At 53.9% G+C, this 14,456-nt stretch carries 14 protein-coding genes; 10 read left to right on the top strand and 4 right to left on the bottom strand.

Features of this window, described 5'->3' with window-relative positions:
* Positions 1-121: 121 nt before the first annotated feature.
* Genes gyrB through dnaA form a run of 4 tightly spaced genes read right to left on the bottom strand, consistent with a single transcriptional unit; the run spans position 122 to position 6,146 of the window.
* Positions 122-2,536 (bottom strand): DNA topoisomerase (ATP-hydrolyzing) subunit B, encoded by a 2,415-nt coding sequence (gene gyrB, locus I6L54_RS01495; RefSeq protein WP_005121480.1) that lies wholly within the window; start codon positions 2,534-2,536, stop codon positions 122-124.
* A 28-nt stretch (positions 2,537-2,564) separates the two neighbouring features.
* On the bottom strand, positions 2,565-3,638 hold the full coding sequence (recF, locus tag I6L54_RS01490; RefSeq protein WP_005121479.1) for a DNA replication/repair protein RecF: 1,074 nt from the start codon (positions 3,636-3,638) through the stop codon (positions 2,565-2,567).
* Positions 3,638-4,738 carry a DNA polymerase III subunit beta gene (gene dnaN, locus I6L54_RS01485; protein ID WP_005121477.1) on the bottom strand — a complete coding sequence of 367 codons (1,101 nt, stop codon included), beginning with the start codon at positions 4,736-4,738 and terminating at the stop codon, positions 3,638-3,640. The genes recF and dnaN overlap by 1 nt, the downstream gene beginning before the upstream one ends.
* Before the next feature lie 4 nt (positions 4,739-4,742).
* Positions 4,743-6,146 carry a chromosomal replication initiator protein DnaA gene (gene dnaA / locus I6L54_RS01480; protein ID WP_005121475.1) on the bottom strand — a complete coding sequence of 468 codons (1,404 nt, stop codon included), beginning with the start codon at positions 6,144-6,146 and terminating at the stop codon, positions 4,743-4,745.
* 222 nt (positions 6,147-6,368) lie between these two features.
* On the opposite strand from dnaA, the gene I6L54_RS24530 reads away from it, so the two are divergent.
* The 10 genes from I6L54_RS24530 (at position 6,369) to I6L54_RS01435 (ending at position 14,404) form a co-directional block, all read left to right on the top strand.
* A complete protein-coding gene (locus tag I6L54_RS24530; RefSeq protein WP_423244543.1) occupies positions 6,369-6,524 on the top strand; it encodes a hypothetical protein in 156 nt (51 codons plus the stop codon).
* Between the two features lie 228 nt (positions 6,525-6,752).
* Positions 6,753-6,893, top strand: coding sequence for a 50S ribosomal protein L34 (gene rpmH / locus I6L54_RS01475; RefSeq protein ID WP_003023858.1), 141 nt, complete (start codon positions 6,753-6,755; stop codon positions 6,891-6,893).
* 17 nt (positions 6,894-6,910) lie between these two features.
* Positions 6,911-7,270 (top strand): ribonuclease P protein component, encoded by a 360-nt coding sequence (rnpA, locus tag I6L54_RS01470; protein ID WP_003844432.1) that lies wholly within the window; start codon positions 6,911-6,913, stop codon positions 7,268-7,270.
* The gene (gene yidD, locus I6L54_RS01465) at positions 7,234-7,491 is read left to right on the top strand and encodes a membrane protein insertion efficiency factor YidD (protein ID WP_003023846.1); all 258 of its coding nucleotides are present in this window, start codon (positions 7,234-7,236) and stop codon (positions 7,489-7,491) included. The genes rnpA and yidD overlap by 37 nt, the downstream gene beginning before the upstream one ends.
* A 2-nt stretch (positions 7,492-7,493) precedes the next feature.
* Complete coding sequence (yidC, locus tag I6L54_RS01460; protein ID WP_003023844.1) at positions 7,494-9,140, top strand: membrane protein insertase YidC; 1,647 nt, start codon at positions 7,494-7,496, stop codon at positions 9,138-9,140.
* Between the two features lie 105 nt (positions 9,141-9,245).
* Positions 9,246-10,610: a tRNA uridine-5-carboxymethylaminomethyl(34) synthesis GTPase MnmE gene (gene mnmE, locus I6L54_RS01455; protein WP_005121473.1), complete on the top strand. Its 1,365-nt coding sequence runs from the start codon at positions 9,246-9,248 to the stop codon at positions 10,608-10,610.
* 174 nt (positions 10,611-10,784) lie between these two features.
* The gene (locus I6L54_RS01450) at positions 10,785-11,966 is read left to right on the top strand and encodes an MFS transporter (protein WP_040231497.1); all 1,182 of its coding nucleotides are present in this window, start codon (positions 10,785-10,787) and stop codon (positions 11,964-11,966) included.
* The gene (gene yidZ / locus I6L54_RS01445) at positions 11,935-12,894 is read left to right on the top strand and encodes an HTH-type transcriptional regulator YidZ (protein WP_040231496.1); all 960 of its coding nucleotides are present in this window, start codon (positions 11,935-11,937) and stop codon (positions 12,892-12,894) included. The genes I6L54_RS01450 and yidZ overlap by 32 nt, the downstream gene beginning before the upstream one ends.
* A gap of 166 nt (positions 12,895-13,060) precedes the next feature.
* Positions 13,061-13,807 (top strand): 4'-phosphopantetheinyl transferase family protein, encoded by a 747-nt coding sequence (locus I6L54_RS01440; protein ID WP_040231494.1) that lies wholly within the window; start codon positions 13,061-13,063, stop codon positions 13,805-13,807.
* A gap of 30 nt (positions 13,808-13,837) precedes the next feature.
* Entirely contained in the window at positions 13,838-14,404 is a 567-nt protein-coding gene (locus tag I6L54_RS01435; protein WP_003827046.1) for an NADPH-dependent FMN reductase, read from the top strand.
* The last annotated feature ends 52 nt before the right edge of the window (positions 14,405-14,456 follow it).

The following is a 14,456-nucleotide window of genomic DNA, read 5'->3' as shown; positions in this document are numbered from 1 at the left end:
TCCCCCTTTTGACAATCGATGGTAGGCCGGATAAGGCCTGAGCCGCCATCCGGCAAACGCAGACGAACTGCCTGATGGCGCTGCGCTTATCAGGCCTACAGGAGCAGGCCTGAGGTACATGTTAGATATCGATGTTCGCCGCTTTCAGGGCGTTCTCTTCGATAAACGCGCGACGTGGTTCAACGGCATCGCCCATCAGCGTGGTGAACAACTGGTCGGCGGCAATCGCATCCTTCACGGTAACGCGCAGCATGCGACGGCTTTCCGGATCCATAGTAGTTTCCCACAGCTGTTCCGGGTTCATCTCGCCCAGACCTTTATAACGCTGAATCGCAAGGCCACGACGGGACTCTTTCACCAGCCAGTCCAGCGCCTGCTCGAAGCTGGCAACCGGCTGACGACGCTCGCCACGTTCGATAAACGCATCGTCTTCGATCAAGCCACGTAGTTTCTCACCCAGCGTGCAGATACGACGGTATTCGCCGCCGGTCACAAACTCGTGGTCCAGCGGATAGTCGGTATCAACGCCGTGGGTACGCACGCGGATCACCGGTTCGAACAGGTTCAGTTCAGCGTCTTTACGCACAAAACTGTTCCAGGTGCTGCCATGCATTTCTTTTTCATTCAGCACGTTGACCAGCTGAGAAACCCAGGCAGTGACTTTCGCTTCATCAGCGAGATCGGCTTCAGCCAGCGTCGGCTGATAAACAAGTTCTTTCAACAACGCTTTCGGGAAACGACGTTCCATACGGCCAATCATTTTCTGCGTCGCGTTGTATTCAGAAACCAGTTTTTCCAGCGCCTCACCCGCCAGCGCCGGGGCGTGGGCATTGGTGTGCAGCGTGGCACCATCAAGGGCGATAGAGATCTGGTACTGATCCATCGCTTCATCGTCTTTGATGTACTGTTCCTGCTTGCCTTTCTTCACTTTGTACAGCGGTGGTTGCGCAATATACACGTGACCGCGTTCCACGATTTCCGGCATCTGACGATAGAAGAAGGTCAACAGCAACGTACGGATGTGCGAGCCATCGACGTCCGCATCGGTCATGATGATGATGCTGTGATAGCGCAGTTTGTCCGGGTTGTACTCGTCACGACCGATGCCACAGCCCAGCGCGGTGATCAGCGTCGCCACTTCCTGAGAAGAGAGCATCTTGTCGAAGCGCGCCTTCTCAACGTTAAGAATTTTACCCTTCAGCGGCAGAATCGCCTGGTTCTTACGGTTACGTCCCTGCTTCGCAGAGCCGCCCGCTGAGTCCCCTTCCACCAGGTACAGTTCAGAGTGAGCCGGGTCGCGTTCCTGACAGTCCGCCAGTTTGCCCGGCAGACCCGCTAAGTCCAGCGCACCTTTACGGCGGGTCATTTCACGCGCGCGACGTGCCGCTTCGCGGGCACGTGCCGCATCAATAATTTTACCGACGACGATTTTCGCGTCAGACGGGTTTTCCAGCAGGTATTCACTCAGCAGTTCGTTCATCTGCTGTTCTACCGCCGATTTCACCTCAGAAGAGACCAGCTTGTCTTTGGTCTGGGAGGAGAATTTCGGATCCGGTACCTTCACGGATACAACGGCAATCAGGCCTTCACGGGCATCATCACCGGTGGCGCTGACTTTGGCTTTTTTGCTGTAGCCTTCTTTGTCCATGTAGGCGTTCAGGGTACGGGTCATCGCCGCACGGAAGCCTGCAAGGTGAGTACCGCCGTCACGCTGCGGAATGTTGTTGGTGAAGCAGTAGATGTTTTCCTGGAAACCATCGTTCCACTGCAGCGCAACTTCCACGCCGATACCGTCTTTTTCGGTGGAGAAGTAGAAGATATTCGGGTGGATCGGCGTTTTGTTTTTGTTGAGGTATTCAACAAACGCCTTGATGCCGCCTTCGTAGTGGAAATGGTCTTCTTTGCCGTCGCGCTTATCGCGCAGACGGATAGACACACCGGAGTTCAGGAATGACAGCTCGCGTAGACGCTTCGCCAGAATGTCGTATTCGAACTCAACGACGTTGGTAAAGGTTTCGTGGCTTGGCCAGAAACGGACCTGGGTCCCCGTCATTTCTGTTTCGCCAGTTACCGCCAGCGGCGCCTGCGGCACACCGTGCACGTAAGTTTGCTGATGCACTTTGCCTTCACGACGAATCACCAGCTCCAGTTTCTGCGACAGGGCGTTAACGACGGAAACACCTACGCCGTGCAGACCACCGGAAACTTTATAGGAGTTATCATCAAATTTACCGCCTGCGTGCAGAACGGTCATGATAACCTCCGCCGCCGAAACGCCCTCTTCCGGGTGAATACCGGTTGGGATACCACGGCCATCATCGGTAACGGACACGGAGTTATCAGCGTGAATCGTTACCACGATATCTTTACAGTGACCCGCGAGCGCTTCGTCGATAGCGTTATCTACCACCTCGAATACCATGTGGTGCAGACCAGTGCCGTCATCCGTGTCGCCGATATACATACCCGGGCGCTTACGCACCGCATCCAGTCCTTTCAGGACTTTGATACTGGAGGAGTCATAAGAATTCGACATCAACGTTTCTCGCTCATTTTATCTTGGGTTAATCCGTTATTTTACCCTTTTCCACGGTAAACATCTTCGAATTTTCATCGGACATGTCCATAACGTGTTCAGCGCTGATTGCGCTGACAAAGACCTGAGATTGCGTGGCTTTTAAGCGGCTGGCCAGCAGCCCACGACGCGCATCATCCAGTTCAGAGGCAAAATCATCTATCAGGTACAGGCAGCGCCGTCCGCTTTCGCGGGTCAGGAACTCCCCTTGCGCCAGACGTAAGGCGCACATCAGCAGCTTTAGCTGCCCACGCGACAACGTGTCTTCCACCGGCGCACCGTCGGCGCGAATGCGGAAATCCGCCTTATGCGGGCCGTGCGCGGTGTAGGTCAACATGCGATCGCGTTCAAAACTGCGTTCCAGCACTTCGGCGTAATCTGTCTCTTTCTCCCAGCCGCGCTGGAAAGAGAAGGAGAGAGAAAACTCGGGAAGAAACTGCTGGCAGGTATCCGCCATATCCTGCGCGATACCGGCGCTGTACTCCGCGCGCCAGGTGCTGATTTGTTCCGCCAGTGGGATCAGTTCTTTATCCCACGGGCGCAGTTGCTCATAACGACTCACCTGGCGCAGCGCTGCATTGCGCTGCTTGAGCAGGCGCTTCAGGTTGCTCCAGGCGGTGAAAAATCCGGCTTCATTGTGAAAGCATCCCCAGTCAAGAAATGCTCTTCTGTATTTGGGGCCGCCATTGAGTAAAGTAAACCCTTCAGGCGTTATCAGCTGCATCGGCATCAGGTGCGCCAGTTCCGCAACCTTGTGCCCGTCGGTGCCGTCAATGCGCACTTTGCTGTCGCCCAGTTTGTCTTTCGTCAGACCAATCGACGTCTCACGCTCATCACCCTGCAAACGACCGTGTAAAACAAACGATTCCTGTTCGTGGCGAATCACACGGCCAATCTGCAAACTGCGAAACGCCCGACCATGGCCGAGCGTATAGATGGCTTCCAGCACGCTGGTTTTGCCGCTGCCGTTCGCGCCAACCAGAAAGTTAAAGCCGGGAGATAAAGCGAGATCCGCATTTTCGATATTGCGAAAATCGCGGATCAACAGGCGGGTCAGCGACATTACAGTCTCATTGGCATAACAACGTAAGCCGCGCTCTGGCTGGCTGCATCTTCAATTTGTACGCTGGAGACGGAATCGGTCAGCAGAATACGCACGTTTTCGCACTTCAGCGCGTTCAGAACGTCCAGTACGTAGCTAACGTTAAAGCCGATTTCCAGTTCTGTACCAGGATAGGAGACATCCAGAATTTCTTCGGCTTCTTCCTGCTCCGGGTTATTAGCGGTGATTTTGAGCTGGTTTTCACTGACATACAGACGCACGCCGCGGAATTTCTCGTTAGAGAGGATCGCCGCACGAGCAAACGCCTGCTTGAGGATATCGCAACCGGCTTCCAGATGTTTGTCCGGATTCTTCGGCAATACGCGGCGATAATCCGGGAAACGACCGTCAACCAGCTTGGAGGTAAAGATGAAATCACCCACGTGCGCACGAATGTTGTTGCTGCCAATCTGCACGCGCAGCGGGTTATCGCCGCCGTCGAGCATACGCATCAGTTCAATCACACCTTTACGCGGTACGATCACCGAATGGCTAGGCAACGGCTGACCGACAGGCATTGAACAGACCGCCAGGCGGTGACCGTCGGTCGCCACGGTACGCAACTCTTCCCCTTCGGTTTCAAACAGCATGCCGTTTAAGTAGTAACGCACGTCCTGATGCGCCATCGAAAACTGCGTGGCTTCAATCAGGCGCTTCATTGTCGCCTGTGGCAGGGTGAATTCGACTTCGCTCTGCCAGTCGTCCAGATTCGGGAAGTCGGCGGCAGGCAGCGTAGACAGCGAGAAACGGCTGCGGCCAGAACGCACCAGCATACGGTCGCCTTCCAGTTGAACGGCAATTTCCGCCCCTTCTGGTAATCCACGGCAAATATCGAAGAATTTACGCGCCGGAACGGTGGTCGCACCAGGTTCATGAGGCTGGATCAGCGCCACGCGCGCCACCATCTCCATTTCGAGATCGGTACCGGTCAGAGAAAGCGCACCGTCAGCAACCTGCAGCAGCAAGTTTCCGAGGATCGGCAGTGTAGGACGTCCACCCAGCGGGCCGCTGACCTGCTGAAGCGGTTTTAATAAATGTTCACGTTCAACGGTAAATTTCATAGCGTCACGAAGATAATGTTCTGATTAAATTGGAGAAATCTTCTTTAATATCATGGCTTTCTTCACGCAACTGCTCAATCTTACGGCAGGCATGAAGCACGGTAGTATGGTCACGCCCACCAAACGCGTCGCCAATTTCCGGCAGACTGTGGTTAGTGAGCTCTTTTGCCAGCGCCATCGCCATCTGACGCGGACGAGCTACCGAACGAGATCGACGCTTAGAAAGCAGATCCGCAATTTTGATTTTGTAATACTCTGCCACCGTCTTTTGAATATTGTCGATGGTGACCAGCTTTTCCTGCAAAGCCAGCAGATCGCGCAGCGCTTCACGCACGAAATCGATAGTAATCGCCCGGCCAGTAAAGTTAGCGTTGGCGATCACGCGGTTCAGTGCACCTTCCAGTTCACGCACGTTAGAGCGTAGACGCTTGGCGATAAAGAACGCCACTTCACCCGGCAGACGAATGTCATTTTCGTCAGCCTTTTTCATCAGGATCGCGACGCGTGTTTCCAGCTCAGGCGGTTCGATCGCGACAGTCAGTCCCCAGCCGAAGCGGGATTTCAGACGATCTTCAACGCCGTTGATCTCCTTCGGATAGCGATCCGATGTCAGGATGATCTGCTGATTACCCTCCAGCAAGGCGTTGAAGGTGTGGAAAAACTCTTCCTGCGATCGTTCTTTATTCGCGAAGAATTGGATATCGTCAATCAGCAGCGCGTCAACGGAACGGTAGTAGCGTTTAAACTCTTCGATCGCATTGTTTTGCAGGGCTTTAACCATGTCCTGCACAAAACGCTCGGAGTGCATATACACCACTTTGGCATTCGGCTTTCGCGCCATAATGCCGTTACCGACAGCGTGCAGCAGGTGGGTTTTACCCAGGCCTGTACCGCCATAAAGGAATAACGGATTGTAGGCGCCGCCAGGATTGTCCGCCACCTGACGTGCCGCCGCGCGCGCCAGTTGGTTAGATTTACCTTCAACGAAGTTATCAAACGTATGTTTGACGTTGACGTTAGAGCGATAGGTAGGTTCTGCCGGAGCCGGTACGTTATCCCAGCCGGGGCGCGCCGCCGGAGCGACGCGTTGCGGTTGAACTTGTTGAGCCACATGCGCAGGCGTAACGATGTTATTCACCGGCGTCTTCAGCGTTTGCGTGACAGGTTTAGTGCCGACTTCAAAACGCAGCTGTGGGGCATCCGCTCCGCAGAAATTATTCAGCAATCCATTAATATTATTGAGGTATTTATCCCTTACCCAATCGAGCACGAAACGGTTTGGCGCATACAAAGCCAGCGTGTTATCGCTCAGTTCCGCCTGCAACGGGCGTATCCACATACTGAATTCTGTGGCTGGTAACTCATCCTGCAATCGGGCAAGACACTGCTGCCAAAGCGAAAGTGACACGGCGGACTCCACTCGAACAAAAGTCGATAAATGACAAAGGCTGAAACATTCATGATTGTTGACGCACATCGACAAGACCCTATGCAAAGGGTGACGTGCGAATTGCTATCTGCAATTTTTACCCGATCAGGATCCATTGAAACGATCGGAACCGCGGATCATAGCGTAAACTGAGAAAGAGATCTTCTGTTTCTCACAGATTCTTCCCGATTTATCCACAGGATGATCCAGAATCGGCTAAGTGTAAACGATCCTGGAGAAGTGCTGCAGGTTTTCGCGCGCATATTGAAAAAATTAATGAGTAAAGATGCTTTACTGCTTAAACGATCTAATAAAGATCCCGAGCGATCCTTGCGCTTTATCCACCAGCCCGTATAATTCTTACCCCCAGCGAGTAACGGTCGCCTTACGGCGTCAACGCTGCCTGTTTTTTACGCGAAACCGTGCGGAAAAAAGCGGGAAATAAGGAAAGAGAATTGACTCCGGAGTGTACAATTATTACAATCCGGCCTCTTTAATCACCCACACTGTGGCGTAAGTCGTTCGAAACTCGTTCGGGTATACGCAAAAGTCAGTGAATTTATTCAAGTTTAGGTAGAAATCGCCATGAAACGCACTTTTCAACCGTCTGTACTGAAGCGCAACCGTTCTCACGGCTTCCGTGCTCGTATGGCTAATAAAAATGGTCGTCAGGTTCTGGCACGTCGTCGTGCTAAAGGCCGTTCTCGTCTGACCGTTTCTAAGTAATAAAAGCTAGCCCCTGAGTGGTTAAGCTCGCATTTCCCAGGGAGTTACGTTTGTTAACTCCCACTCATTTCACATTCGTCTTCCAGCAGCCACAACGGGCTGGCACGCCGCAAATCACCATCCTCGGCCGCCTGAATTCGCTGGGGCATCCCCGTATCGGTCTTACCGTCGCCAAGAAAAATGTTAAACGTGCGCATGAACGCAATCGGATTAAACGTCTGACGCGTGAAAGCTTCCGTTTACGTCAGCACGAGCTTCCAGCAATGGATTTCGTGGTGGTGGCGAAAAAAGGGGTTGCTGACCTCGATAACCGTGCTCTCTCGGAAGCGTTGGAAAAATTATGGCGTCGCCATTGTCGCCTGGCTCGCGGGTCCTGATAGCCCTCATTCGGGTCTATCAACGCCTGATCAGTCCGCTGCTTGGGCCGCATTGCCGTTTCACTCCAACCTGTTCGAGCTACGGAATTGAGGCATTGCGCAGGTTTGGAGTGATAAAAGGCAGTTGGTTGACGGTGAAACGCGTATTAAAATGCCACCCTTTACACCCTGGTGGTGACGATCCCGTCCCGCCCGGACCATTTGATACCAGAGAACACTAACGATGGATTCGCAACGCAATCTTTTAGTCATCGCTTTGCTGTTCGTGTCTTTCATGATCTGGCAAGCCTGGGAGCAGGATAAAAACCCGCAACCTCAGGCTCAACAGACCACGCAGACAACGACCACCGCAGCGGGTAGCGCCGCAGACCAGGGCGTACCGGCCAGTGGCCAGGGGAAACTGATTACGGTTAAAACTGACGTGCTTGATCTGACCATCAACACCCGTGGTGGTGATGTGGAACAGGCTTCACTGCCAGCTTACCCGAAAGAACTCGGTTCTACCGAACCGTTCCAGTTACTGGAAACCACGCCACAGTTCATCTACCAGGCACAGAGTGGCCTGACAGGTCGTGACGGCCCGGATAACCCGGCTAACGGCCCGCGTCCGCTGTACAACGTCGAAAAAGACGCGTTTGTACTGGCTGACGGTCAGAACGAACTGCAGATCCCGATGACCTATACTGACGCAGCGGGTAACACATTCACTAAAACGTTTGTACTCAAGCGTGGTGAATATGCTGTCAACGTTAACTACAGTGTGCAGAACGCCGGCGAAAAACCGCTGGAAGTCTCCACCTTTGGTCAGCTGAAGCAATCCATCAATCTGCCATCTCATCGTGATACCGGAAGCAGCAACTTTGCGCTGCACACCTTCCGCGGCGCGGCGTACTCCACGCCGGATGAGAAATATGAGAAATACAAATTCGACACCATTGCTGAAAACGAAAACCTGAACGTCAATGCTAAAGACGGCTGGGTTGCAATGCTGCAACAGTATTTCGCTACGGCATGGGTTCCGCGTAACGACGGCACCAATAACTTCTATACCGCAAATCTGGGTAACGGCATTGCCGCTATCGGCTATAAATCACAGCCGGTATTGGTACAGCCTGGCCAGACTGGCGCGATGACCAGCACCCTGTGGGTCGGCCCAGAAATTCAGGATAAAATGGCGGCCGTTGCACCGCACCTGGATCTGACCGTGGATTACGGCTGGTTGTGGTTCATCTCTCAGCCGCTGTTCAAACTGCTGAAATGGATCCATAGCTTCCTGGGTAACTGGGGCTTCTCCATCATCGTTATCACCTTTATCGTTCGTGGCATCATGTACCCGCTGACCAAAGCGCAGTACACCTCCATGGCGAAGATGCGTATGCTGCAGCCGAAGATTCAGGCAATGCGTGAGCGTCTGGGCGATGACAAACAGCGTCAGAGCCAGGAAATGATGGCCCTGTACAAAGCTGAGAAGGTTAACCCGCTGGGCGGCTGCTTCCCGCTGATCATCCAGATGCCAATCTTCCTGGCGTTGTACTACATGCTGATGGGCTCCATTGAACTGCGTCATGCGCCGTTCGCGCTGTGGATCCATGACCTGTCTGCACAGGACCCGTACTACATCCTGCCGATCCTGATGGGCGTGACGATGTTCTTCATTCAGAAGATGTCTCCGACCACCGTGACCGACCCGATGCAGCAGAAGATCATGACCTTCATGCCGGTCATCTTCACCGTGTTCTTCCTGTGGTTCCCGTCAGGTCTGGTGCTGTACTATATCGTCAGCAACCTGGTAACCATTATTCAGCAGCAGCTGATTTACCGTGGTCTGGAGAAACGTGGCCTGCATAGCCGCGAGAAGAAAAACTCCTGATTCGGTGTAGGCCGGATTAGGCGAAGCCGCCATCCGGCACACGGAACATAACGTAAAGGGCGGTCATTAGACCGCCTTTTTTATTGCATTAAGAAGAGACAAACCATGAGCCATAACGACACCATCGTCGCTCAGGCCACCCCACCGGGACGTGGTGGCGTGGGTATCCTGCGTATCTCCGGCCTGAAGGCGAGCGAGGTCGCAGAAACCGTACTGGGGAAACTGCCAAAACCGCGTTATGCCGACTATCTGCCGTTTAAAGACGCGGATGGCAGCGCGCTGGATCAGGGGATTGCCCTGTGGTTCCCCGGCCCGAACTCCTTTACCGGTGAAGACGTTTTAGAGCTTCAGGGTCACGGCGGCCCGGTGATTCTTGATCTGCTGCTCAAACGTATTCTGACGATTCCCGGGCTGCGCATTGCCAGACCAGGTGAATTCTCCGAGCGCGCGTTTCTCAATGATAAGCTCGATCTGGCTCAGGCAGAGGCAATTGCCGACCTGATCGACGCCAGCTCAGAGCAAGCCGCTCGCTCGGCATTGAACTCGTTGCAGGGCGCATTTTCCGCACGGGTAAATCATCTTGTGGAAGCACTCACTCACCTGCGTATCTATGTGGAAGCGGCGATCGACTTCCCGGATGAAGAAATCGACTTCCTGTCTGACGGCAAGATTGAAGCCCAGCTCAATAGCGTGATGGCCGATCTTGATGCCGTGCGTGCCGAAGCGCGTCAGGGCAGCCTGCTGCGCGAAGGGATGAAGGTAGTCATTGCCGGTCGCCCTAACGCCGGGAAATCGAGCCTGCTGAACGCGCTGGCAGGCCGTGAGGCTGCTATTGTGACCGACATTGCGGGGACGACTCGCGACGTGCTGCGAGAGCATATTCATATCGACGGTATGCCGTTGCACATCATCGACACTGCCGGTCTGCGCGATGCCAGCGATGAAGTTGAACGCATTGGTATTGAACGCGCCTGGCAGGAAATTGAACAAGCCGACCGCGTACTGTTTATGGTTGATGGCACCACCACCGACGCCGTTGACCCGGCAGACATCTGGCCTGACTTTATTGCCCGTCTGCCAGCCAAACTGCCAATTACCGTGGTGCGTAACAAAGCGGATATCACGGGTGAAACGCTGGGTCTTAGCGAAGTAAATGGCCACTCACTGGTTCGCCTCTCCGCACGAACCGGTGAAGGTGTTGACGTACTGCGCAACCATCTCAAACAGAGCATGGGCTTTGAAACCAATATGGAAGGCGGCTTCCTGGCGCGTCGCCGTCATTTGCAGGCACTGGCTGAAGCGGCGAAGCATCTTCAGCAGGGCAAAGCGCAGCTATTAGGCGCATGGGCCGGAGAACTGCTGGCGGAGGAGCTGCGTCTGGCGCAGCAGAACCTCAGTGAGATCACCGGGGAATTTACCTCCGACGATCTGCTGGGTCGTATTTTCTCCAGTTTCTGTATTGGTAAATAGTTTTGCCGGATGGCGGCTATGCCTTATCCGGCCTACTCGACATGTAGGCCCGGTAAGCGTAGCGCCACCGGGTAACAGTGTTTTCCTCTCAGGAAATCACTGTTGTCCAAATGGCAACTCGTGTAGTTAACTCTCTACCCGTATGCTTAGCGCCACATTTCTCATGAGGTCGCTATGACACGCTTTCTAATCTGCAGTTTTGCCCTGGTTCTTCTCTATCCCGCCGGTATTGATATGTATCTGGTGGGATTGCCCCGTATTGCTGCCGATTTACAAGCCAGCGAGGCTCAGTTGCATATCGCGTTTTCGGTCTACCTGGCAGGGATGGCGACAGCAATGTTGTTCGCCGGAAAAATTGCTGACCAGTCGGGTCGTAAACCGGTCGCCATTGTCGGGGCCCTCATTTTTATTGTCGCCTCGTCGCTGTGTTCGTTCGCCGAGAGCGGTACGCCGTTCCTGGTAGGCCGCTTTATTCAGGGCGTAGGCGCTGGCTGTTGCTATGTGGTGGCTTTCGCCATCCTGCGCGATACGCTCGACGATCGCCGCCGGGCGAAGGTTTTGTCGCTGTTGAACGGTATCACCTGCATCGTGCCGGTGCTGGCGCCGGTGATGGGGCACCTGATTATGCTCAAATACCCGTGGCAGAGCCTGTTCTACACGATGATGGGAATGGGTGTGGCTGTTTGCCTGCTGTCGGTGTTTGTCCTGCGAGAATCGCGCCCAGCGACGCTCTCGACCTCTACGCAGAGCGATCATCGCGCAGAGTCGCTGGTGAACCGTTTTTTCCTGAGCCGTCTGGCCATTACCACCCTCAGCGTGTCGGTGATCCTGACCTTCGTGAATACGTCTCCGGTGCTGCTGATGGAAGTGATGGGCTTCGACCGCGGCGAGTACGCCACTACCATGGCCATGACCGCAGGCATCAGTATGACGGTCTCTTTCTCTACACCATTCGCCCTGAGTATTTTTAAACCCCGCATCCTGATGCTGACTTCACAGGTTTTGTTCCTGGCTGCGGGCATCGTGTTAATCCTTGCCAGTACGCACGCGGTAACGTTGTTCGGGTTGACGTTAATCTGTGCCGGATTCTCGGTCGGTTTCGGCGTCGCCATGAGTCAGGCACTGGGGCCGTTCTCGCTGCGTGCGGGTGTGGCAAGCTCGGCGTTAGGCATAGCGCAGGTTTGCGGTTCATCGCTATGGATTTGGTTGGCTGCCATCCTCGGTCTCGACGCGCTGAATATGCTGATCGGGATTCTGATTGGCTGTAGCATAGTGAGTATCATGCTGATTATCACTGTTGCACCAAACCGGTCCACACCAACTCATGAAGAAATCCCTCAGCAGTCTCGATCTTAATTTACTGCTCTGCCTGCAGCTCCTGATGCAGGAGCGCAGCGTCACCAAAACCGCCAAACGGATGAACGTCACGCCGTCGGCGGTCAGCAAGTCGTTGTCGAAGCTGCGAACCTGGTTTGACGATCCGCTGTTTGTGAATACCCCGCTTGGGCTGACGCCAACGCCGCTGATGGTCAGCATGGAGCAGAACCTGGCGGAGTGGATGCAAATGGGCAATCAATTGCTCGATAAGCCACACCATGAAGCACCACGTGGGCTGAAGTTTGATTTAGTGGCTGAAACGCCGCTGGTGATGATCATGTTTAACGCGCTCTCCCAACAGATCTACCAGCGTTATCCACAAGCCTCGATCAAAGTGCGTAACTGGGATTACGATTCGCTGGACGCCATTATCCGTGGCGAGGTGGATATCGGCTTTACCGGACGTGAAAGTCACCCACGCTCGCGTGAATTGCTGAGTCTGCTACCGTTATCGATCGACCATGAAGTGCTGTTTTCCGATCTCCCCTGCGTCTGGCTGCGCGAAGATCATCCGGCGTTACGAGAAGAGTGGAGCCTGGAAACATTCCTGCACTATCCCCATATCAGCATTAGCTGGGAGCAGAGCGACACCTGGGCGCTGGACGATGTGCTTCAGGAGATGGGGCGTGCGCGTAACATCGCATTGTGTCTGCCGGGCTTTGAGCAGTCGCTGTTTATGGCCGCGCAGCCCGATCACGCATTGATAGCCACCGCCCCGGTCTATTGTCAGCGTTATAATCAACTCCACCAACTTCCGCTCGTGGCACGTCCAATGCCTTTTGATGCTGCGCAACTGGAAAAAATGCGCGTCCCATTCACCCTACTTTGGCATAAACGCAACAGCCACAATCCTAAGATCGTCTGGCTGAAAGAGACGATCAAGGCACTCTATCGCGAGATGTCATGAAGATCCTTTGCTATATTGTTGTTTTATTGACCTCCCTGGCGGTGGAAATGTAAATGTCGCGTAATGTATCCCGATTCCGTTTACTTTTTGGGCAGTAAAGCCTGCCTGGAAGCCGCGTAAATGTTACTCTGATAATAATCACGGACCATTAATCACGGAGCGAAAAATGGCGACACATTTTGCCAGAGGGATTCTAACGGAGGGACACCTGGTTTCAGTTCGTCTCCCGACTCCATGTCATTTTGAAGTAAGAAATCTACCCACTCACCGCCGAACACGCTTTCTGGCCTCCCGAAGCCTTCTCGCTGAACTGATGTTTATGCTTTACGGCACCAGCACATTGCCTGAGATTGTTACCGAGGCGAAAGGTAAGCCCGTTTTTCGCGATAAAAACCTGCCAGGCTTTTCGATTTCCTATGCCGGGAACATCGTTGGCGTCGCGCTTACCACAGAAGGTTCATGCGGCCTGGATATGGAGCTTCAGCGAGTGACCCGCGGGTTCCATACCCCGAATGCCACAGAAACCTACCGCTTTTCCAGTAACGAAAACCTGTGGATCAATAATCAAAACGACCCCAATGAAGCGCGTGCGCAGCTCATTACGTTACGCCAGAGCGTTCTCAAGCTCACTGGCGACGTGTGCAATGACGATCCACGTGAACTCCAGTTGTTACCGGGTGCGGGCCGTCTGAGATGTGCTCACGTTACGCAGATAGAAGCCATTTGCGATGCCGAAGATGTACTGGTGTGGTCGGTCGCGGTCACGCCAACCATTGAAAAACTCAAGGTTTGGGAGTTTGATGGTAAACAGGACTGGAAAAGCTTGCCTGATATCCAGACCCGCGCGAATGAGCCAACGGGTCGCCTGATCCGGTTTTCACAATTATCCGCAGCGAAGAGCCATACGCTTTGATTTAACCTTCATGATGAAACAGGAGTAACCATGTCTGAAACATTGAATGTTGTTACGTTACTGGGGAGCCTGCGCAAGGGTTCGTTTAATGGAATGGTTGCCCGTACGCTGCCAAAAATTGCCCCCGCGGGGATGGAAGTGAATGCGTTACCGTCGATTGGGGATATTCCTCTGTACGATGCCGACCTCCAGCAGGAAGAGGGTTTTCCGGCAAGTGTAGAAGCGCTGGCGGAACAAATCAGGAAGGCTGACGGCGTCGTTATCGTCACACCTGAATATAACTATTCTGTTCCGGGCGGACTGAAGAACGCCATCGACTGGCTGTCTCGCCTGCCCGATCAGCCATTATCCGGCAAACCGGTGCTGATCCAGACAAGCTCCATGGGTGCCATTGGCGGCGCGCGCTGCCAGTACCATCTGCGTCAAATCCTGGTGTTTCTCGACGCGATGGTAATGAACAAGCCAGAGTTTATGGGCGGCGTTATTCAGAATAAAGTGGACCCGCAGACCGGCGAAGTGATCGACCAAAGCACGCTGGACCATCTGACCGGCCAGCTGACTGCATTTGGCGACTACATTCAGCGCGTGAAAGCCTAAAAGAAAAAGCCCGCCAGCAACGATGCCTGGCGGGCCGTAGTCCAGACCGATA

The sequence above is a fragment of the Citrobacter pasteurii genome, assembly GCF_019047765.1.
GTDB classification, from domain to species: Bacteria; Pseudomonadota; Gammaproteobacteria; order Enterobacterales; family Enterobacteriaceae; genus Citrobacter; species Citrobacter pasteurii.
The sequence above is the reverse complement of the archived record's forward strand: the minus strand, read 5'-3'. Positions and strand labels throughout refer to the sequence as shown.